General features: G+C 63.6%; 17 protein-coding genes and 1 riboswitch. Of the genes, 6 read left to right on the top strand and 11 right to left on the bottom strand.

The annotated features are described in order from the left end of the window. Positions 1-33 precede the first annotated feature (33 nt). Positions 34-411 (top strand): glyoxalase superfamily protein, encoded by a 378-nt coding sequence (locus tag QRN04_RS08865; RefSeq protein WP_284975655.1) that lies wholly within the window; start codon positions 34-36, stop codon positions 409-411. Positions 412-451: 40 nt separating this feature from the next. Beyond that, a complete protein-coding gene (locus tag QRN04_RS08860) occupies positions 452-1,147 on the top strand; it encodes an HAD-IA family hydrolase (RefSeq protein ID WP_284975654.1) in 696 nt (231 codons plus the stop codon). A 17-nt stretch (positions 1,148-1,164) separates the two neighbouring features. Here QRN04_RS08860 and QRN04_RS08855 read toward each other — a convergent pair whose 3' ends face one another. The 6 genes from QRN04_RS08855 to QRN04_RS08830 form a co-directional block, all read right to left on the bottom strand. After that, the gene (locus tag QRN04_RS08855) at positions 1,165-3,120 is read right to left on the bottom strand and encodes an ArnT family glycosyltransferase (RefSeq protein WP_284975653.1); all 1,956 of its coding nucleotides are present in this window, start codon (positions 3,118-3,120) and stop codon (positions 1,165-1,167) included. A 2-nt stretch (positions 3,121-3,122) separates the two neighbouring features. After that, a complete protein-coding gene (locus QRN04_RS08850) occupies positions 3,123-5,156 on the bottom strand; it encodes a glycosyltransferase family 39 protein (protein ID WP_284975652.1) in 2,034 nt (677 codons plus the stop codon). Beyond that, the gene (locus QRN04_RS08845; RefSeq protein ID WP_284975651.1) at positions 5,153-6,484 is read right to left on the bottom strand and encodes a glycosyltransferase; all 1,332 of its coding nucleotides are present in this window, start codon (positions 6,482-6,484) and stop codon (positions 5,153-5,155) included. The genes QRN04_RS08850 and QRN04_RS08845 overlap by 4 nt, the downstream gene beginning before the upstream one ends. Positions 6,485-6,655: 171 nt before the next feature. Then, positions 6,656-7,504, bottom strand: coding sequence for an aggregation-promoting factor C-terminal-like domain-containing protein (locus QRN04_RS08840; protein ID WP_284975650.1), 849 nt, complete (start codon positions 7,502-7,504; stop codon positions 6,656-6,658). Positions 7,505-7,511: 7 nt separating this feature from the next. Continuing rightward, positions 7,512-7,669: riboswitch (cyclic di-AMP (ydaO/yuaA leader) on the bottom strand. Between the two features lie 132 nt (positions 7,670-7,801). Further along, a complete protein-coding gene (locus tag QRN04_RS08835; protein ID WP_284975649.1) occupies positions 7,802-9,295 on the bottom strand; it encodes a HAMP domain-containing sensor histidine kinase in 1,494 nt (497 codons plus the stop codon). Positions 9,296-9,298: 3 nt separating this feature from the next. Further along, the gene (locus tag QRN04_RS08830; RefSeq protein ID WP_284975648.1) at positions 9,299-10,039 is read right to left on the bottom strand and encodes a response regulator transcription factor; all 741 of its coding nucleotides are present in this window, start codon (positions 10,037-10,039) and stop codon (positions 9,299-9,301) included. 201 nt (positions 10,040-10,240) lie between these two features. Between QRN04_RS08830 and QRN04_RS08825 the strand changes: the two genes are divergently transcribed. From QRN04_RS08825 to QRN04_RS08815, 3 genes are all read left to right on the top strand, one after another. Beyond that, complete coding sequence (locus QRN04_RS08825; RefSeq protein WP_284975647.1) at positions 10,241-11,164, top strand: hypothetical protein; 924 nt, start codon at positions 10,241-10,243, stop codon at positions 11,162-11,164. 749 nt (positions 11,165-11,913) lie between these two features. Then, positions 11,914-12,780 (top strand): winged helix-turn-helix domain-containing protein, encoded by an 867-nt coding sequence (locus tag QRN04_RS08820; RefSeq protein ID WP_284975646.1) that lies wholly within the window; start codon positions 11,914-11,916, stop codon positions 12,778-12,780. An 81-nt stretch (positions 12,781-12,861) separates the two neighbouring features. Beyond that, the gene (locus tag QRN04_RS08815) at positions 12,862-13,386 is read left to right on the top strand and encodes a SixA phosphatase family protein (protein WP_284975645.1); all 525 of its coding nucleotides are present in this window, start codon (positions 12,862-12,864) and stop codon (positions 13,384-13,386) included. On the opposite strand, the gene QRN04_RS08810 is transcribed toward QRN04_RS08815, so the two are convergent. Beyond that, positions 13,383-14,270: a LysR family transcriptional regulator gene (locus tag QRN04_RS08810; protein WP_284975644.1), complete on the bottom strand. Its 888-nt coding sequence runs from the start codon at positions 14,268-14,270 to the stop codon at positions 13,383-13,385. The two genes, QRN04_RS08815 and QRN04_RS08810, sit on opposite strands and share 4 nt — an antisense overlap. A gap of 72 nt (positions 14,271-14,342) precedes the next feature. On the opposite strand from QRN04_RS08810, the gene QRN04_RS08805 reads away from it, so the two are divergent. Beyond that, a complete protein-coding gene (locus QRN04_RS08805) occupies positions 14,343-15,254 on the top strand; it encodes an EamA family transporter (protein WP_284975643.1) in 912 nt (303 codons plus the stop codon). Between the two features lie 50 nt (positions 15,255-15,304). Here QRN04_RS08805 and QRN04_RS08800 read toward each other — a convergent pair whose 3' ends face one another. The 4 genes from QRN04_RS08800 to QRN04_RS08785 form a co-directional block, all read right to left on the bottom strand. Further along, positions 15,305-15,862 (bottom strand): hypothetical protein, encoded by a 558-nt coding sequence (locus tag QRN04_RS08800; protein WP_284975642.1) that lies wholly within the window; start codon positions 15,860-15,862, stop codon positions 15,305-15,307. A gap of 172 nt (positions 15,863-16,034) precedes the next feature. Beyond that, a complete protein-coding gene (locus QRN04_RS08795) occupies positions 16,035-16,685 on the bottom strand; it encodes a TetR/AcrR family transcriptional regulator (RefSeq protein ID WP_284975641.1) in 651 nt (216 codons plus the stop codon). Next, positions 16,682-18,718, bottom strand: coding sequence for a YhgE/Pip domain-containing protein (locus QRN04_RS08790; RefSeq protein WP_284975640.1), 2,037 nt, complete (start codon positions 18,716-18,718; stop codon positions 16,682-16,684). Before QRN04_RS08790 ends, QRN04_RS08795 begins: the two co-directional genes overlap by 4 nt. Then, positions 18,715-19,446, bottom strand: a complete 732-nt coding sequence (locus tag QRN04_RS08785) for an ABC transporter ATP-binding protein (protein ID WP_284975639.1) — start codon at positions 19,444-19,446, stop codon at positions 18,715-18,717. The genes QRN04_RS08790 and QRN04_RS08785 overlap by 4 nt, the downstream gene beginning before the upstream one ends. Between the last annotated feature and the right edge of the window lie 52 nt (positions 19,447-19,498).

The raw sequence follows: 19,498 nt of genomic DNA, 5'->3' as shown, positions 1-19,498 counted from the left end.
CCCGTCCAAGGTCCACGCAGCTAGCCTGAGCCCATGGACTGGAAACTTGAACTGGTGTTTGTCCCTGTGTCCGACGTCGATCACGCCAAGGACTTCTACGTCAACAAAGTCGGTTTCAACGCTGACTACGATGCCCGTCCCTCGGACAGTATCCGCTTCGTGCAGCTCACCCCGCCGGGCTCGGCATGTTCCATCTGCATCGGCGAGGGACTCAATGATGCCCCTCCGGGGACCGCGCCGTCGCTACAAATGGTGGTCAGTGACATCAACGAGGCACATCAGCAGCTCAAAGCCAACGGCGTGGACGTGAGTGATATCGACGTCCAGGAGTGGGGCCACTTTGTCTACTTCGCCGATCCGGACGGCAATAAGTGGGCCGTCCAGTACCTGCCACAGCGGCCCAATGGCTAAGGGTTGACCGCGGCGGGTTGACGTGCGGCAGGATGGAAGCATGAGCCTTCCCGCCGCAAACGCCGTACCTGCCGCGTCGCCACAACTGACCGCCCGCGCAGTCCTCTTCGATATGGACGGCACGCTGGTTGATTCAACTGCCATCGTGGAGCAGGTCTGGTCCGAGTTCGCTGACCGCTACGGTTTGGACTTCGAGGACATCTTGCGAACTTCCCATGGCGTCCAAGCGGGGGATACCGTGCGCCGTTACGCACCGGCCGGCGCGGACGTAGTCGCGTTGACTGCCGAGCTAGGGGAGATGGAGCGGAGTCGAATTGATGGGGTTGTGGCGCTGCCTGGTGCCGCTGCGCTGCTTTCGGCGCTTCCACCGGAGGCAGTGGCACTGGTTACGTCGGCGGACCTTGTTCTGGCCGAGATCCGCATGAGGGCAGCGGGACTGGCCATGCCAGCGACAGCCGTTACAGCGGAGGCGGTTACTCGAGGCAAACCGCATCCCGAAGGGTACCTGAAAGCCGCAGCATTGCTGGGAGTGCGGCCGGCCGACGTCGTGGTTTTCGAGGACGCCCCTGCGGGTATCGCTGCCGCGCGTGCCGCCGGAATGCGGACGGTGGTGGTGGGCGGGGCCGGCGTCGAGCTTGAAGAAGGAATGTGGCGCATTCCGGACTATCGGGCAGTGACGGTCACTGCCCAAACCCACGACGACGGCGGCCACCTGCTCAGCCTCGCGCTGGGCTGAGCAGCCCTCAGCCGTTCTCAGCCGTGGAGGCTGTACACCGTGGTGTTGCCGATCGTCTGGGCCTGGTAGTTTGCCGCCACCCAAGCAGCGATCTGTGTCGCGGTATCGGATCCGCTATCACCGCGCATCATCTGGCTGGCGATGAAGTAATGGATCTTTCCATCCGTCACATCTTGCTGGAATTGGGCGAGCGTGGGAGACGGATCAGTGCCGTTGAAGCCGCCCACGGCCATCACCGGCAGGCCCGTCGCCAGTTGGTAGCCGGCCGCGTTGTTGGAACCCACGACGGCGGCGGCCCAGGTATAGCTGCCGGCGTCGGTTTGGAGGGCAGCCACCACGTCGGACGACGGCGTCGCCGTGTCGAGCAGCCCGCCCATGCCTCCACCAGGACCAGCAGCTGGGCCCGCTCCGGTCCCGCCAAGCGCTGCGTTGGGCCTTGTGATCCCTCGCGGGGGCCGATTACCGCCGAATCCCGGACCGAATCCAGCAGTGACTGCAGGACCGGCGCTCACGATCGCGCCGGTATGCGGAACGGAGGCTGTGGCTACAGAATAGGCGAATGGCCCGGTGAGGGATGCTGCGATGGCGAGCCCCGCCGTCGTGCGGGTCACCAGCACCGAGCTCCAGCCGCCCGGGACAAGCAAGGCCGCCCCGGCAGCGATTGATCCAAGCAGAATCATCCAGCGCAGCCAGGGCAGGAAAGTCGGGGCGCTGGCCAGAACGGAGTTTGCCGTCAGCCCGGCGGCCACTACGGCCAGGGCCAGAACCGCTGCGGTGGACACCTGGGATCGGCGCTGCCAGAGGAGGACACCACCCAAACCGGTCAGCCCGGCGATTCCAGGTGCCAGCGCCACCGCGTAATAGGGGTGGATGATCCCCGCCATGAAACTAAAGACCAATCCCGTCACCAGCAACCAAGAACCCCACACCAGCACCGAAGCGCGGACGACATCCGTGCGGGGCGCCCTGCGACCGAGCCAAAGGAGGGCCCCGCCGAGGATCAGGGCCGACGGAATCAGCCAAGCGATCTGACCGCCGAACTCTGCCCCGAACATGCGGAACAGCCCTGGTTGGCCCCAACCGTTACCGCCGCCGACGCTGCCGGTCTCGTCGCCGTTCAGGCGGCCGAATCCGTTGTAACCGAAGGTCAAATCCATGATCGAGTTATCCTGCGACCCGCCTATGTAGGGCCGTAGCTGGGCCGGTACAAGCTCGACGGCGGCAAGCCACCAACCAGCCGATACCGCCATGGCACCGCCCGCGGCAAGCAGGTGCAGCACACGTTTGCCCACTTTGGGTTGGGCTGCGATGAGGTAAGCGAACGCAAAGCCTGGGACAACCAAGAGGACTTGCAGTTGTTTCGTCAGGAACCCCAATCCCAAGAAGACACCTGCCAGCACGAGCCAGCGCATCCGCTGCTCCTGGATAGCCCTCAGTACGCCGTATGCGGCTGCGGTCATGAGGAGCACCAGCAAGGCGTCGGGATTGTTGAAGCGGAACATGAGCGTGGCTACCGGAGTCAGCGCCAGGACCGCAGCAGCCAACAGGCCGGCACGGTGGGCCAAACGGTCACTGCCCGTGGCTGGAAAAGCGGCCCGTCGGACTGCCAAATAGAGGATCCACGCTGTGGCGACCCCCATGAGCGCTTGAGGTACCAGGATGCTCCACGAGTTGAGCCCGAACAGCCGAACGGACAGCCCTGTCACCCAGAGCGCGGCGGGTGGCTTGTCTACGGTGATGGAGTTTGCAGCATCGGATGAGCCGAAGAACCAGGCGGTCCAGTTCTGGGCGCCGGCTTGGGCAGCGGCCGAGTAGAAGGCATTTGCCCAGCCCGAGGCTCCCAATCCCCACAAGTAGAGAAGTGCGGTGCCCACCAGCATCGCGGCCAACTCCAGCCGCTGCCGCAAGGATCCTTGACCGAACCTGCCTGGATTAGTGGAGTGTTCCGTTCCCAGGGCGGTGGAAGCTGTCACGGTTAGCCCATCAACTTGTAAACCGTGGAGTTGCCAACAGTTTGGGCGGTGTAGTTCGCCGCCACCCAAGCCGCGACCTCGGAGTTGCCACCGCGGCCGCCAAAGCCCCCACCACCACCGGCGCCACCGCCGGAGATGAAGTAACTGATTTGGCCTTTGTTCACCATGTCCTGGAATTCGGCCAATGTGGGATAGGGGTCGCCGCCATTCCAACCACCCAGTGCGATCACGCTGGTGTCCGATGCCAGTTCCAAGCTCGCTGCCTGGCTGGCTCCTGAAACGATCGCCGACCATTTGGTGTTGGTGGACTTCAAGAGTGTTGCCAGATCCGCGTTGGCGGTGCCTTCGCCACCCGGACCGGCCTGGCCGCCGGGGAAACCGGCGGCGTCGCCCAAACCATCCCGGGCGATGCCCCCAAATCCGGCGCGGCCACCGAAGGCGCCGTTTTGGGCGCCGGAGGGTCCGGACATCGGGATTGAGCCCGTGTGCGGTGTTGCGGCGGTAGCAAGAGTCCAGGCGGTAGTGCCCAGGCCGCCCGCCAGGAGCGAGATGATAACGACGGCGGCTGCCGGAGCCCGTTGCGCCCAACGGTTGGTTCCACGGTGCAGCCGCATCGTATCCACCCGGAGCAGGAGCCCCGCGGCAGCGAGGACGCCCAGCACCACCACCGCAACCCTCAGCCATGGCATCCAGGAAGCGTCGCGACCCAGCAGCACTGCGGACCACAGGGCGCTGCCCAAGACAACCACGGACAGCGTTATCCGTGCCGCCCAGAAGGAGCGTCCACGCCAGAGTTCAACGCTGCCTATGCCGATCAGTGCGGCGATGGCTGGAGCCAGGGCCACTGCATAGTACGGATGGATGATGCCTGTCATGAAGCTGAAAATCCCTGCAGTCACCAGCATCCAACCGCCCCACATCAGCAGCGCAGCCCTGCTGCGGGACGTCCTGTGCTCGCGGCGGGTGAACCAAAACCCAGCCGCCAGCAAGATCAGGGCAGCAGGCAGGAGCCAGGAGACTTCGCCGCCAAAGCTCGTGCCGAACATGCGGCCGATGCCGGCAACTCCACCGAAACCGGTGTTCCCCCCGCCGCCAGCGCCCGCGCCGAAACCAGCGCCCGCGCCGAAACCACCGCCCGGCGCACCGCCGCCTGCGCCGCCGTCGCCCGAGCCGGTGATCCTGCCCAGGCCGTTGTAGCCAAACGTGAGCTCCAGGAAGCTGTTGGTTTCCGAGCCCGCCATATACGGCCGCGCGGAGGCTGGAGTCAGTTGGAAGAGTGCGATGTAGGCCCCTGCGACCACCACGATTCCGCCCGCTGCGCCGAGTAAGTCCAGGATTCTGTTCCGCAGGGTGGTAGGAGCGGCCCAGAGGTACGCCAGAGCAAGGCCCGGAACGATCAAGAAGCCCTGCAGCATCTTGCTCAGGAACGCCAAACCGATGACGGCGCCAGCGGCTGCGAGCCACTTCCAGCCGGCCTTTTCGATCGCCCGGGTGGTCAGGTATGCCGCCAGAACCAAGCAAAGGGTGAGCATGGCGTCGGGGTTGTTGAACCGGAACATCAGTGCTGCAACCGGTGTCAGCGCCAAGGCGGCTCCTGCGATCAGCCCTGCTGCCGGGCCGGTCACACGTTTGACGGCCAGATAAAGGAAGCCGACGGCGGCAACTCCCATGAGTGCCTGCGGTACCAACATGCTTGCGGGGGAAAAGCCAAAGACGCGGCCCACCAGTGCCGGGATCCACAACGACGCCGGCGGCTTGTCCACGGTGATGGCATTGCCGGCGTCGAGCGAACCGAAAAGCAACGACGTCCAGTTTTTGGTACCGGCTTGTACCGCTGCGGCGTAGAACGAGTTGCCGTAGCCGCTGGCGGCGAGGTTCCACAGGTACAGGAACGCGGTCGCTACGAGCAGGCCTGCGGCGGACGGCCGGACCCAACGGGGCTGACCGCCAAAGGCGATGCGCTCCCACCGCGTGTGGTCGCTGCCGGTTTCAGCGGGAGTGGCTTGGACTTGCGGCGAAATCAGGGCGGTGCTCATGATGCGGACTCCTCGGCGACTGATTCGGTGGTTGGCTTACGGAAGACCCAGAGGCGGAACAACAGGAACCGTGCGGCCGTCGCGAGGAGGTTGGCAGCCACGACGGTGCCCACCTCCACCCAAGCGGTCGGCGTCGTGGTTCCGTGCACCAAGGCAAGTGCCCCGGAGGTGAGGGCCAGGCCGATGCCAAAGACAATCAGGCCTTCAAAGTGATGCCGGGCAGGGTTGCCGCCTTGGATGCCGAAGGTGAAGCGCCGGTTAGCGGCCGTGTTGGCGATCGCTGTGATCAGGAGCGCCAGGAAGTTGGCGAGCTGCGGGTCCATGAAACCTCGGCAAAAGAGGAAAATTGCCAAATACGCCACCGTGGAGGCGGCGCCGATCGCGCCAAACCGGACCAGTTGGCCGAAGAGGCTGCTTTTTGGCGTCAGCTCGGCAGTTCGCGAGGAAGCGGGGAGCGGGCCGCGGGCCAATGCGGCGCGGAGTTCGGGGACCGGGATTCGCCCGGTCACCAGGTCACGCGTGAGGCGCGCCATCCCTTGAAGGTCGGCTAAAGCGGTACGTACGACGTCGACACTCGAGTTGGGGTCGTCCGTCCAGTCGACCGGGACTTCATGGACCCGGAGGCCGCAACGCTCGGCTACTACCAGCAGTTCGGTGTCGAAGAACCACGCGTTGTCCAGGGTGTGCGGGAGCAGCCGGTGGGCAACGTCTGCGCGGATGGCTTTGAAGCCACATTGCGCATCGGAGAAGCGGGCCCCCATCACGGTGTGCAGCAGCATGTTGTAACTGCGGGAGACGAATTCCCTTTTGGGACCGCGGACCACCCGTGAGTTGCGGGCAAGGCGGGTGCCGATGGCGAGGTCTGAGTGGCCCGAGATGAGGGGCGCAAGGAGAGGGGCAAGGGCGGCCAGGTCGGTGGAGAGATCCACGTCCATGTAGGCCAGGACCGGTGAGGCCGAAGCCATCCATACTTGGCGCAGCGCGTTTCCCCGGCCTTTTTCCTCGAAGCGCATCACCACGATTTCCGGGATTTCCCGAGCAAGTCTTTCCGCGATCCGGAGGGTGTTGTCCGTGCTTGCGTTATCGGCCACGGTGATACGGAAGCTGTGGGGGAACGTTTCCGCAAGGTGCGCGTGAAGCCTGCGGAGGCAGGCTTCCACGTCGCTTTCCTCGTTGTGGACAGGGATTGTCACGTCAAGGACCGGAACGGCAGTGTGGGTATCAACCGGAGAGCGCCGCGCTTGCGCCAGCGGCACAGCGGAGGATGCCAGTTCCCCGCCTTGGCGTGGGCTTGGTGGTGCACCAGTTGCCGGATCTGTGAGCGTCATGTATCCAGCGTGGGGCAGCCTCGTATGAGTGCTTTAGGCGGAAGCTGTGATGTGACTGTGAAACCGGAATTGCCGCACCGTCCCGATTGCCTACTGCAGCGGACGCTGTAGTGGACATGCAGGGACAGTGCGGCAATCAGGGACAGTGCGGCGATGGTTAGCCCTGGTGGTTTAGTACCAGTTATTGGCCAAGTGGAACGCGAGGGCAGCCGAGGGGGAGCCGTAACGCTGCTTGATGTAGTCCAGCCCCCACTTGATCTGGGTTTGGTAGTTGGTCTGCCAGTCAGCACCGGCAGTAGCCATCTTGGAAGCGGGAAGGGACTGGACAATGCCGTAGGCACCGCTGGAAGCGTTGGTAGCAGTGGTCCGCCATCCTGATTCCTTTTCCCACAGTGCGTTCAGGGCGGTCATTTCGCCCTGGCCCCAGCCGTAGCTGGAGAGAACGCTTGCTGCATAGGCCTTGGCGCCGGCAGGATCGTCCACAGCCACGGGGGTGGCGGCAGCCTGCGCGGCAGCAGCAGTCTGGGCGTCAGCGGCGTCAGCGGCCTGCTTCGTGGCAGCATCCGCAGCAGCTTTTTGTGCGGCAGCGGCTTGGTCCGCAGTTGCCTTGTCCGCTGCGGCTTTCGCTGCTGCTGCTTGATCGGCTGCAGCTTTGTCTGCTGTTGCCTTATCGGCTGCAGCTTTGTCAGCTGCTGCCTTGTCTGCAGCGGCCTGCCTGGCGGCGTCGGCCTTTGCTACAGCCTGTGCCACAGCGTCCTTAGCCTTGCTGTCAGACTGTGCGGTTGACTGGGTCTCCGCTGCCTTGCTCATTTCAGGAAGAGTGAACGCTGCATTCGCGGCCTGGCCCAGCGATGCAACACCCAGCCCTGCGGCGATAACGCCGGCCACTACCGACATGCGGTAGCCGCTTTTACCCCGGCGGGCAGCGTTCTTTAGGACGGACTGCGACTTGGTCAGGGGTGTGCTCTTGTCGTCACGGTGACGCGCGGAAGGGCGCGCCTGATCGTTAAATTCAGACATGGTTTTGATTGCCTCTCAGCGCCTGCGGAGTTAGCTGTCGGGTTCGGATGAGGTCATCCGGCCGCGCATCACGCTGCGGTTTCACCCCAAGGGCTGGCACTAGGCCTGGCCCGGAGACTCTGGGTCCCCCGTCTCTGCCTCAAAGAAGAACGGACTCCGGGAAGTGGCAGAGCTCGGCGCATCCCGGAAGTGGGCCAGTTGGAGCGACCCACCCTTTCGACGGTACAGGACCCTTCGCTCAAAGTCACATTTAGGTAACAGAGATCACGAATGCGGAGAGTCGACTTGCTCGTTTCATTACGTCAAGCCGGTGTTCATTGACGGAAGACGCAAGGCGAACTCCGTCCGCCCCGGACGGGATGTCACTTCCACGTTCCCCCCGTGTGCTTGGACTATGGATTCGACGATGGACAGACCCAGCCCCGAGGTACCTTCGGACCCCGACCTGGCAGCGTCTGCACGGGCAAACCTCGAGAAGATGCGGCGTTGAAAGTCCTCGGGTATGCCAGGGCCGTTGTCCGTCACGGTGACCACGGCGCTGCCGTCTGCCGAGAGCGATACACCGGTCACCACAGTGGTGCCCTGATCGGTATGTTTGCGGGCGTTCGATAGCAGATTGGCCATGACCTGATGCAGCTGCGTCGCATCGCCCCGGACCGAGATCGGTTCATCGGGAAGCCGCAGTTGCCAGTGATGGTCCGGTGCCATGACTTTCTCGTCGTTGACGGTCTCAATGACCAACTGCGTGAGGTCCACATCCGTGACATGCAGGGGTTGTCCCTCATCCAAGCGGGCCAGCAGCAGCAGATCCTCTACCAGCGTGGTCATGCGCTCCGACTGGCTTTGGACGCGGGCCAGCGATTTGCGGCCATCATCGGTGAAAGATTCCGTCATCCGCAGCAGCTCCGTGTAGCCACGGATGGCAGTGAGCGGCGTGCGCAGTTCATGGGAAGCGTCCGCGACGAATTGGCGGACCTTGGTTTCGCTTTGCTGGCGGGCTTCCAAGGCGTTCGCTACGTTGTCCAGCATCTGATTCAGGGCATAGCCGACGCTGCCCACTTCCGTCCCTGGATGCGCGGCCGACGGCGGCACCCGTACGCCCAGTGCCACCTCACCGGCGTCGAGCGGCAGGCGGGATACTTTGGTGGCGACGTCGGCCAGTTGCTCGAGTGGACGCATGGTCCGTCGAATGACCACGGTGCCTGCGAGGCCAATCAAAACCAGGCCGCCCAACGACACAAGGACCATGGTCCATACCAGCGAGGCCTCTGTGCTTTGTTTATCAGCCAGCGGCAGGCCCGTCACGATCACGTCTCCGTACGGGGTTTCGACGGCGACCAGGCGGTAGTCGCCGTTGGAGAGGGAACGGTCCACCGGCAGGTTCCCGCGGGGCAGTGACAAGAGTACTTGCTGATCCGTGGAGGACAACGCCACCCGGTTACCGCCGGCATCGATGAGCCCGGAGCTGCTGACCGTGGTTCCGCTGATACGGGCGTTGAGCGTTCCTGCGCCTTGGCCACGTGCTTCCAGCGGGTCAGGCCTTCCGGACGAGGGAAAGTTCGACGGCGCCCTTCCGAACACGTTCGCGCGGCCCGAGGCCTGTGCCAGTTGCATGTCGAGCTGCTTATTGAAGACCAGGTCCATGGATGCGTAGCTCACCAGCCCCACGGCACCGCAAATGGCGACCAAAAGGACCATGGCTACGAGGACCAAGCGGGTGCGCAAATGCCAGGTCGATGGATTGAGCCAGCTACGGTGCGTGGTCTTGGCTACTCCTGAGAGTGTGGTCAATTCTTAGTCCGCGGGCTTGATGACGTACCCCGCGCCACGCACGGTGTGAATCATTGGAGGATGGTTTGCTTCGATTTTCTTGCGTAGGTAGGAGATGTACAGTTCCACGATGTTGGCTTGGCCGCCGAAATCGTAGTCCCACACCCTGTCCAGGATCTGTGCCTTACTGACCACCCTTTTGGGATTTTCCATGAGGTAACGCAATAGGTCGAACTGCGTTGCGGTGAGCGGAATGTCCTCGCCGCCGCGGGTGACCTCGCGGGTGTCAACGTTCAGCCGCAGGTCTCCCACCACCAGTTCTGCCGTGTCCATAGCCGCGACCCCCGAACGCTGGATCAGTCGGTGAAGTCGCAGGAGAACTTCTTCCATGCTGAAAGGCTTCGTCACGTAATCGTCGCCGCCGGCCGCCAAACCGACAATGCGGTCCTGCACCGCATCTTTCGCGGTCAGGAACAACGCCGGCACCTCAGGCGCGAAGGCACGGATGCGACCGAGGGCTTCGACGCCGTCGAATCCGGGAAGCATGACATCCAACACCAGCACATCCGGACGAAATTCCTTGGCGGTTTTCACAGCGTCCGGACCGTCCACTGCGACGGCCACTGACCAGCCGGCCATCCGAAGCCCCATGCTCATGAGTTCGGCCAAGCTGGGCTCGTCATCCACTACCAAGGCGCGGATGGGGGAACCATCCGGATGGGACAACTGGGGGAGGTTATTGGTCATGGAGTGCGGTGTGGCCATGGGACTACTCTCCAGTCTGCGGGTTTGCCCGCGCTTTGCCCGCCCTGTGAGGACGCTGTGAGGTCAAGACTAGCGAGGTGGGAACCCCGAAGCACTCTTATCCACAGGTCACAGGGAAGCCTTCAGTGCCACACAGGATCCGCACAGCCAAGCGTCCGATGCTAGGCGTAGTTCCTGATCACACGCTAGATGGAGAGCACCATGAACGAGCAGAACCAGCCACCGGTTAACCCGGGTCCGGCAAACCAGCCACCGGTTAACCCGGGCCCGGCAAACCCGGCGCCGGCCGGGTCGTCCAACGCAGGCTCGGGATGGGCGTGGTCACCCCAGGAAGAGAGCCAGAACGCCCCTTACAGCCCGCCGTCCGCAGGGTGGAGCGCGCCGCCGTCGGCTGGGTGGAGCGCGCCGCAAGATACCACGCAGCAGCTCCCGCAGCAGACCAATGCGCCGTCTGCTGGGTGGGGTGCGCCGCCGTCGGGCCCCCAACGCTACGGTTCCCAGCGCCCGGGGTCCGGTAAGGACGCGAAGCCGTGGACTCCCCGGCGCATCCTTGTGGTTGCCGGCGTGGCAGTGGTGGTCGCTGCCGGAACGGCAGCAGGGATCTACACCCTCGGCGGGGGAGCGGGATCGGCGGACGCGGCAAACGTGGCACAGAACCAGAATGGGAATTCCGGACTCAACGGTCAGCCAGGAGGAGGGCAAGTCCCGGGCGGACCTGGCCAAGCCGGGGGAGGATCGGGGTTACGCGGGGGGAACGGCGCGGGCTTGGGAGGCGGCCTCGTTGCATCCATCCACTCGGAGTACGTGATCCTCAACGGATCCACCTATGTGACCATGGCCGACCAGCTTGGCGACGTCACCGACGTCTCTGCCACCTCCGTGACAGTCAAAAGCGCCGACGGCTACACCAAGGCCTACGTCCTCAACTCGAGCACCACTGTGGGTTCGGCCACGCGGCAACGTGGCGGTACCCCCAGCACCCTGACGCTGGCTGACGTCACAGTAGGTTCCACCCTCCGGGTGACAGCCACCAAAAACGGAGACACCTACACGGCCACGGCGCTGAGGCTCACCACTGCCAAAACGTCGGGGCAAGGAACGACGTCGGGGCAGGGAACCTCTTAGGAGTGCGGTAGGCGTCGTGCGGGCTGGAGTCGGCGCGACGCCATCTACTTTGTGGTTGGCACTGCTGTTTGGCTCGTCCTCAGCGCAGATAAGTTACCGACGCTCTTTTCAACTCTCCGCTAGGTTCGCTCAGTGGCACCTGAAGCCAAGGCATCGCAAGGCCCGGACCTGGGGCCTCGAGCAGCGGAGTAGCGAGGACTTCGGTCGGGCGAACATAGCCCAAGTGACCCTCACTCGTACAAAAATGCGCTCCGGCCTCCCACGTTGATTAGGCAGCATCTGTTTCAGATCGTGAGATTCCGCGTTCAACCGGTGCGGGCGAATGGATATGGCCAAAGGTGGCCAGTGATCCGAATTCTGTTCGAAAAAGAAGCCCTGGACGGCCGACCTGACGAATGTAAGGATGCTCATCTTCCGTCTGACTGAATGGTGATTTAGAGCACACTAGACCTCGGAGTCTCAAAATGTGGACGGTTTCACGCTTTGTTACTTGCGTGTTGCCTTTGTTACGTTGCACACTTCCAATGTGAACAAGAACTCAACAGCACCTGCAGCCGCAGCAATCCGGCCCAGCGCACCCGCTGGCGCCGAGACCCGCTGTTGTCGAATGCAAGCCTAACTTTCCACCCCAAAAAGTTTCAGGCATTCGCCCCCCAGCCCAGCGATGGGCGCCATCCCCAGAATCAGTGCGGGGACAAACCAGCATTCGAAGCCGCGATGACGGCTATTCACTTTGAGGTAAGCACTCCATGTCAGTTGCATCTGGATACGTCCACATCTCCGTCCGTAACGCCAACAAGGCTGCATCGAACGCAGGGCTTCGCCCCGGTTTTGGTAACCGCCCGGCCTACGCTCCCGCCCCGCAGGGCTCGGGCCAGCAGGCCCCCGGTTACGTTCCGCAGGGCTACAACCCCAACTCGTATGGACAATTGCGCGCCGTCCCGGCAAGCGAGCCTGCTCCCATGACGGCCCCCACTCCAGTGATCGCCCAGTCTGACAGGCTGCGCCCGGTTGCCAACGACACCGTGGCCCGCGGCTTTGTCCTCTACATGGGTATTGACGAGGAGACTGCCGCTGCAGCGGGGACATCCATTGCCAAGCTCGCCCAGGAAATTCGGGCCTACGCCCAGTCCCTCGTGTCGGGAGCCGAAAGCTACGCCGCCGTCGCTGTTGCCCCGGCCGGCGCGCCCGGGTCCGCCCTCGACGTCGTCCGTTCCACGTTCGGTGACCCAACCGTGGCCACCCGGCAGCGCTCGGAGGCATCCCGCCCGGCTCAGCAGCAGGAGGCCCGCCCGTCCGGCGTGCTGATCGACCTTGCCCGCCGTGAAGTGCACTTGGACGGCGAATCACTGAATCTGACCTTCAAGGAATTCGAACTCCTTAACTACCTCGTCGAAAACGGCACCCGCACCGTGGGGCGCGATGAACTGCTCGAAGGCCTGTGGCGCAACGCCGAAGAGGTGCCGAACGAGCGCACCATCGACGTTCACATTCGCCGGCTCCGCTCCAAGCTGGGACGTTTGGCAAACACTGTACGCACCGTCCGCGGCCAGGGGTACCGGTTCTATGAGCACCCCGAAGTCATTGTCTGGGCTGCTCCGGAATACTCCATCTAGTTTTTCACTGAGATAGCGCCCGTCCCAGCAGGGGCGGGCGCTTCTGCGTTGCTTGTGCCTTCGCGGTTATAGGGTTGGAGGATGAGCGACCACCACATCAAGCGCCTGGTGATCATGCGCCATGCGAAGGCGGACTGGCCCACGGGGGTGCCCGACCATGACCGTCCTTTGGAGGAGCGCGGCCACCGGGAAGCGCCCCTGGCCGGGAAGTGGTTGCTCAAGCACGGCGTTGTCCCGGACTTCATTCTCTGCTCTTCGGCGCTCAGAACCCGACAAACGTGCACATGGGTGTGCAGCGAACTGGGCGATAAGGCTCCGACGCCAAAACTCGAGGATGGCCTGTACTCAGCCTCCGCGAACCGTATGTTGGCGGTACTCAACCACGTTCCGGAGACGGTGACCACCCTGATGGTGATCTCGCACATGCCCGGCGTGCAGGACTTGGCCATGCATCTGGCCTCCCGGGAATCAGATCATGACGCCTACATGGATGCTGCTTCCCACTACCCCACGAGCGCGCTGACGGTGATGGAAACGGAGAAACCATGGGCTGAACTGGACGGGCAAGACGCTCGCCTGACGCATTTCAAAGTGCCACGGCCCTAGCCCCGCAGCAGGTCAATGGCCAGCCGGATATTCGGGCTCTGTGCCATCGTTTTCCTGTACACGATGCCTACGGAACGTTGTTGGACTGGGTTGATCACTGGAACAGCGACCACGTTGGACGGCAGGGTGGGCCGGCCAAGTCGCGGAACGAGCGCCACGGCCACGCCCTGTTCCACCATGGCGATATGGGTGGAAAAGTCCGGATCGTAGATTCGAATGTCAGGCACACGGCCAAGCCCAGCGAAAATCAAAAGTAGCGCTTCATTGCAGATGGCACCGGCAGGGGTGCTGATCCAGGTTTCGTTCAGCAGGTCTTCAGGCTCGACGGCGGCTCGGCCGGCGAGTGCGTGCGCAGTGTTCACGATGACATCGGCCTGATCTACGCAGAGGTCCTCGTGGACCAGGTTCTCCGGAATCACCAAGGGTACGGAATTCCAGTTGTGCACTACGGCAAGCTCTGCTTCGCCAGAGGCTACCCGTTGGACGGCCTCGCGGGGATCTTCGGCAAGCACGGTGACTTCCAGGTCCGGATGTGATTCTGCGATACGTCCGAGCACGGGCCCCACGAGACCCCGGCATGCAGTCGAGAAGGCGACGAGCCGCAGAAGGCCTGCGGGCTTGGCTGGATCTGCGAGCAGCGTTGCCTGCAATTCCTCCAGTTCCCCCATGATGCGACGGCCATATCCGGCCAACGCAACGCCCTTCTCCGTGAGCAGGACGCCGCGGCCGTTCCGTTCCAAAACGGCGACTCCGGCTTGCTTCTCCAGCTTCTTGATTTGCTGCGATACTGCCGAGGGGCTGTAGCCCATCACCTCCGAGGCGGCCACTACGGAACCGTGCTGCTCCACGGCGACAAGGGCGCGCAGTGCCATGATATCGATCATGAAGCAAATCTACATTGTTCGATGCTGAATTCAACGCTGGTGCTTCATTGCCAAACGCGTCAGAGTGGACTCGTGACCATTCGCCACTCTTTCCTCGCTGTCCTAGTCGCCGTCCTCTGGGGCGCGAACTTCGTCGCCATCGACCTTGGCCTGCACCCGCAAGGCCATGACGTGCCGCCCCTGTTGTTCGTTGCGCTGCGCTTCTTGTTGGTCGTCTTCCCGTTCATCTTTTTCGTCAGGAAACCCGACGTGGGCTGGAAGGCGATTGCCGGCGTCGGGCTTTTCATGAGCGCCGGACAATTTGGCCTGTTGTATCTGGGAATGGCTTTGGGCATGCCGGCCGGCCTTGCGTCCTTGGTGCTGCAGGCGCAGGTGCTTTTTACGGTTCTCATTGCCGCGCGTGTCCTCGGCGAACGGCCTGGCCGCAGGCAAATGATTGGCGTGGTTCTCGGCATTGCGGGGCTGGGCGTGGTGGCGCTGGGGCGGAGCGCGGTGGCTCCCGTGGTGCCGCTGATGATCGTGTTGGCTGCCGCATTGTCCTGGGCTGTGGGTAACGTGATCGCGCACCGCACCAAGGCAGCTTCCGGGCTGGGCCTGGTGGTCTGGTCCGGTGCCGTAGTGCCACTTCCGTTGGCTGGGCTGTCGCTGATGGTTGACGGGCCGGACACGTTATGGGCAACTGTGTCCGATCTGCAGCCTGCGACTATCCTCAGCGCCGTCTACACGGCCGTTTTCGCCTCGTTGGTGGGTTATGGAATTTGGAATCGTCTTCTGACGCTCTACCCGAGCTCCGACGTCGTGCCTTTCACGCTGCTGGTTCCGGTGGTGGGGATGACTGCCGCGTGGCTCGTCCTCAACGAAGTTCCGTCATTGCCTGAAATCGGCGGCGGCCTGATTTTGCTTCTGGGGGTGGCCACTGCCGTTCTGGGCGGCGCCCGAAACCGGCCCGCAGCCCCCGTTGTGAGGCCCGCTTTGCACCCATAGAAGCCCGCGAAGCCTGCAGAGCGGGCCCCGCAAGAGGGTGGGGAGGCTGGTCAGCGTTTGGAGGCTGTCTTACGTGGGGTTGCGGGTCGATTGGTGGGCTTGGACGACGTCGGGGACTTGCCCGCTGTCGTTGGCTTGCCTGTCGTCGAGCGTGCGGCGGGCTTGCGGGCAGCGGGCGTTCGCTTGGCCGCAGGGACGGCCCTTTTGGGGGCAGCAGCGGCGCGCGAACCGAAGGATGGCAGCACGGCCCCAAGGAACATCAGAGCCAGGGTTCCGCAGCCTGCCAGGGCCGCCAAGTAGAAGTAGATGTCCGAGTCCGTGCTGCTCACGTCGCTCCCCATCGCATCCCCATCCTGCCTGAAGGCCAGTCCCCACATGCGCAGGAATGCGATGCTGAAGCCGATGAACAAGCTGGTTCCGGCCGCGCCGAGAAAAACGATGACGTACCGACGCCGATTGAAGACCTGAACCATCGAGGCCAGGTAGCAGACCGCCACGGCGGCCAGGAAGAGGTAAAGGAGCACTTCTTCGAGCAGAGTGGCGGCCAGCGCCAGGAGACCGAGTGACACGAACGCGGCCACTACCGCAAGCTTTCCGCTGTTCCCCATGTGACGCATGAGGTTAATCATCTACGACGGCGGCGCCGCGCCACGCCGTCGTAGATTGCAGTTGGATACCGTTGCGGGGCCCGCTCTGCAGGCTAGGAGTGCCCAATACCGCGCAGAGCGGGCCTCGCAACGTGAGTGCAGAGCGGGCCTCGCAACGTGAGTGTAGGGCGGGCTACTTGATCACGTACCCGTGCATGATGGTCATGACCGCCGCGACGCATTGCTCGCGGGACCTTTCGGGGTTGTAGGTCTGGCGGTCCAGGCCGACGACGAAGATGGCTCCGAAAATCGCCGCTTCCAGGCTGCCCCGGGCGATGCTCGTGTCCACTTGGTATCCCGCTGCCACACGCTCCACTGCCGCGCCAATGACGGCCAACAACTCAGCCCGTAGCTCTGTGAACACAGAACTCCACTCGCCAGGCATGCGCCAGTTCTCGCTCACCCATAGCCGGGCAAAGGACGGATACTTGTCCATGAAGACCATGGCTTGGTCCACCATGTTCGTCATCGATTCCAAGGGGTCGTTGCTCTGGGCTTCAATGGCTTGGAGCCGCGCGAGCATGATGTCCACTCCGTGTCGCAGCAGCTGTGCGATCAGGTCAGATTTGCTGCCGAAGTTGTAGTAGACGGTGCCTTTGGATACTCCAGCGGCCGCGGCGATTTCGTCCACAGTAACGCCGGCCGCGCCGCGCTCCCCAATAAGCTCCATGGAGGCCTCGAACAAGCGCTGCTTGGTGGCATTGGTCCGTTGTGGCCGGAGCTTCTTGCCCCCGGAAGCGGAATCGGCAGTCGAATCCGTAGCGACCGGCTCGGTGGTGCTCATACTGCGATCTCCGGTTTCAGGGTCTTGAGGGTCCACACCTTATGTTTGCGGACTGCGAGCGTCGACAACGCAGCTCCCAGCAAAGTGTAACCAACCAAGCCCAGTACGGTGGGCCAGATCATGCTGAGCTCCCCGCCGTAGATCAGGTGCCTCATCCCGGTCACCACGTAGCCCATAGGCAAGACCTCATGCACCACGTGGAGCGGCATCGGTGTGGTCTGCCAAGGAAAGGTGCCTCCGGAGGACACAAGCTGGAGCACCAACAGCACCAGGACCACGAACTTTCCGGGGGTCCCCATGAGCGCCACGATGCCTTGGATGATAGCGCTGAAGGCCATCACTGCAGCCAGCATGAAGAGCCACATCCCGATCGGATGCGAGGGCTTCAAGCCGAGGCCGAGGTCCACCACCAGAGTGAGGATGCTTGCCTGGACGACTGACACCACGAAGAACGGCAGCCAGCCTCCGACGGCGATTTTCCAGGACGCCGCGTTCGAGGCCAGTGCCCGTTGGGTGATGGGGCGCATGGCTTGGACCAACATGAAGACGCCGATCCAGAGCGCCAACGTCATGAAGAAGGGAGCAAGCCCGGCACCATAGGAGCCAGCCTTGGCCTGCGAAACGTTGTCCACTGCTACGGGGTCGGCAATGACCTTGGAGACGCTGCTCTTCTGCGCATCATTGGGATTCGGGACTTGGCCGGCTCCCTTGGCGAGTTCCGAGGCCAAGGTGTGGGCGCCGTCGGACGCTGTGGAAGCGCCGGAAGCCAGCTGTGCAGCGCCGGTATCGAGCTGGTGGGCGCCGTCGTCGAGCTTGGCGGCGCCGTCCAGTGCCGTCTGCTGGCCAGCAGCGAGGGTGGCCGCTCCGCTGCTCACTTGGCCGGCCCCGGCAGCGGCTTGCGAGATGGCATCGGTTAGGGCCGGCGTCGCCCCTGCGAGCTGGGCGGCTCCGGCGCTGACGGCGGCTGAGCCTTCCGAGAGTTGCTGGATCTTGGCAGCGTCACCGGAAAGCTTCGCCTTGGCGTCCGTGACCGGGGTGGAGGCGGCGGCAGTATCGAAGTCCGCCATCACCTTGTCGGCTTGAGCTTGGGTCAACACGCCGGAGGCGACGAGCTGCGCGTTGGACTGGACCAGCCGCTCGCGCAAACCCTTGTCGGCAGCGTCAAGTTGCGCCGCAACGTCTTGGACCTTGGTGTTCAACTCGGCGTTTCCGGCGGCAACCTGGGCTGCTCCAGCTGCGAGCTGTTGGGACTGTGCGGGGAGGGCAGCGGTTTTGCTTTTGAGCTGGTTGAGCCCGGAGCTCAACTGGCCGGCACCGCTGTTGAGCTGGTTGGCGCCGTCACGGAGCTGGGTCTGGCCGGCCACCAGCTGATCGGCTCCGGTGACAAGCTGGCTGGTGCCGTTGTGCAGCGTCGCCGCTCCATCGCTGAGTTGCCCGACGCCGGTGGCCAAGTCGGATGCCCCGTCCGCGGCCTTGACGATGGAGGAATGGATGGTGCCAAACCCCGTGAGGAGCTGGTTGGCTGTTTCCTCACCCACTTCCTTGGCCACGGTTGAGTGGACGGCCGTGGTCAGCTTGTCCACGATGGTGCTCAACAGGTAGTTGTTGGCATCGTTGGTGGTCACGTGGAGCATGGCCTGGTTGGCGGCGTCGAAGCTACCTGGGGAGACGAGGTTGGCCGAGAAGTCCTTGGGAATGCGCAGGGCGAAGGCATATTCGCCGGTACGGACGCCGGCATCGGCCTCGGCCGCGCTGGAGACCTGCTTCCAATTGAAAACGTGGCCCTCAACCAGGCTGTCCGCCACCTTCTTGCCCGCCTGAAGTTGGGTTCCGTTCGCTGACGTGGCACCGGAATCTTCGACGACGAGCGCGGCATCAATGTGGTCCAGGTTGCCGTAAGGGTCCCAGTTGGCGTAGAGGTACACGGCGCCGTACAACAGCGGCACCATGGTCAGCGCAAGGATCGTCAGCTTGGGCAAAAGCCCGCCGGTCATACGCTTGAGTTCGGAGCGGGCCAGCCGCAGAACAGTCACTTTTCAATCCTTTGGAGTTCTTGGGATTCGCGTTCATTTGAACGTTCGTTTGCCGGTTCGGCTTCAGGTATCGCGGCGGGCTCAGGTTCCGGCTCGGGAGCGCGGGTCACCGAGTTGCCGATCACCGCGGCTGCACCGGCCCAGCTCTCGGGCAAGGAGGCGACGACGGCGACGACGGCGAGCGGCCGCCCGGCGTCGGCCGCCAAAGCCTCAAGCCGGGGCAACCACGTGGCGGGGCTGGCGCTGTGCCGGTCGGGGGAGTCCACCACCAGGAGGTCCGTGGCGGGATCTGCCAGTGCGAGGGCGGTGAGTAGCTCCAGCCGACGCGCCGGCGGAACTTGTTCGATCCAAAGCTCTGCGATGTCTTCGAAGCTGTGGACCTTCAACCACGGTTTGCTCAACAGCGCCCCCCGGTAGCGGCGGGGTATCAAGGAGAGGTCTTCGGTCACGAGGTCCCGAACGCTGAGGTGTTGCTCAGGCTCATTCACGCCCGGAGAGTCCACCAGTGCGCTCGCGAGCCGGATCTTCTTCGTGGGGGTGTTGTTGTCCCAGCTCAGCACCCCGTTGCTGGGCTTCATGCGGCCGCTCAGGGCCAGTGCCAGCGCGGTCCGCTGGTCCTGCCCCTCGCCGGAGACGAGGAGGAGTTCGCCACGATGGGCTTGGAGGGAGGTAGCTGGAAGGAGGTCTCCCCGGCGGCCGGTGATCTGGAGTTGCTGTACGGACAGCACAATGAAGCCTTTCGCAGAAATGGTGTCTGCTGAAAGTCTAACTGAACTGACT

The organism is Arthrobacter sp. efr-133-TYG-104 (assembly GCF_030208915.1).
In the GTDB taxonomy this organism is placed as follows: Bacteria; Actinomycetota; Actinomycetes; order Actinomycetales; family Micrococcaceae; genus Arthrobacter.
Note: the sequence above shows the minus strand (reverse complement) of the source record. Positions and strands in the feature narration are given on the sequence as shown.